Below are 1,369 nucleotides of genomic sequence, written 5' to 3' on the forward strand. Positions count from 1 at the left end.
CATGACCTGCTCAATCCGGATGTCGCCTCGGGCGTGAGCCCGGGGGCCGCTGGCGACGGCCGCACCGCCACCACGCCCGTGGCCACCCTCACCGCGACGCTGACGCAGTCGGTGGTGGACCTGAGCGCGTGGCGCGGGCTGTCCTCGGCGCGGGCCTCGGAGCTGAGCGCCACGGCGAGCCTCCAGGACGTGCGCCGCCGCCTGACGCTGGGGCTGGCCCAGACGCTGGTGGCCACGGTGGCCGCCGAGCGCGCGGCGGAAATCAACCGCGTGAGTCTGCGTCGCGCCCTGGAGCGCTTGGCACTCACCCAGCGCAGCTTCGAGCTGGGCGCGGGCAACCAACTGGACGTGGTGCGCGTGAATCAGGACGTGGCGGTGGCGCGTGGCGCCCTCGTCGCGGGAGACGAGCAACTGCGCCAGGCGCGTGAGGCCCTGGGCTTCGCGCTCGGCTTCGGCCAGGCCATCGGCGTGGACCCGGGCTTCAACCTCCAGGGCCTGGTGGACAGCACCCGCAAGGAGTGCTCGGCGCTGGACGGCCTGGACTCGCGGCCGGACCTGGTGGCGGCGAAGGCGCAGGTGGAGTCCGCGAAGGAGAGCAAGCTTCAGGCGGCGGCGGGCTACCTGCCCACGCTGGGCGTCTCCAGCACCCTCTACGGCCTCACCACGGAGCCGGGCTTCGGCCGCTTCGCCACCTGGAATGTCGCCGCCGTGCTGTCGGTGCCCCTCTGGGAAGGCGGCAGCCGCGCGGGGTTGGTGCGCGAGCGCGCGGGTGCGGAGACGCAGGCGGCCGCGGCGCTGGAGAGCGCCCGCCGCGACGTGGAACTGGAAGTGGCCCAGGCCCGACGCGGCGTCGACGTGGCCGAGGCCCTGGTGAAGACGGCCATCGAGTCTCGCGACCTCGCGGAGCGGACCGACCAGCTCACCCGACGTGCATTTGAAGTGGGCCGCGGCAGCAGCCTCGAGCTGGTGCAGAGCGCGGCGGCCCTGCGCCAGGCGGAGCTGACGCTGGTGCTGCGTGAATTCGAGCTCGTCCAGGCACGCCTGGACGCATTCCTGACGGAGGCCCGGTGCGACTGGTGAAGCGGGTACGCCCCCTTATGGCGCTGAAGAAGACGATGTTCGGTGTGGCGGTGCTGGTCGCGGTGGCGGGTTGCTCCGGGCAGAAGGCGGCACCGGCCGCGCCTCCACCTCGTGAAATCGACGTGGTGTCGCTGGCCCCGCGCGAGGTGCGGGACACCGGTGAGTACCTCGGCTCGCTGATGTCGCGGCAGAGCGTCACGGTGCTGCCGCAGGTGGGCGGCTACGTGCGCCGCATCCACGTGAAGCCCGGCCAGCAGGTGGAGGCCGGAGCGCCCCTGCTGGAGGTGGA

Annotated in this window: 1 protein-coding gene and 1 pseudogene; both read left to right on the forward strand. The window is 73.0% G+C overall.

Annotated features, from left to right (window positions below; translation table 11 throughout):
- On the forward strand, positions 1-1,080 hold a 1,080-nt coding region (locus G4D86_RS51625), incomplete at its 5' end, for a TolC family protein (RefSeq protein WP_164003083.1).
- A gap of 17 nt (positions 1,081-1,097) precedes the next feature.
- Positions 1,098-1,369: pseudogene (locus G4D86_RS51630) on the forward strand (efflux RND transporter periplasmic adaptor subunit); the annotation flags it as partial.

The organism is Pyxidicoccus caerfyrddinensis (assembly GCF_010894405.1).
GTDB classification, from domain to species: Bacteria; Myxococcota; Myxococcia; order Myxococcales; family Myxococcaceae; genus Myxococcus; species Myxococcus caerfyrddinensis.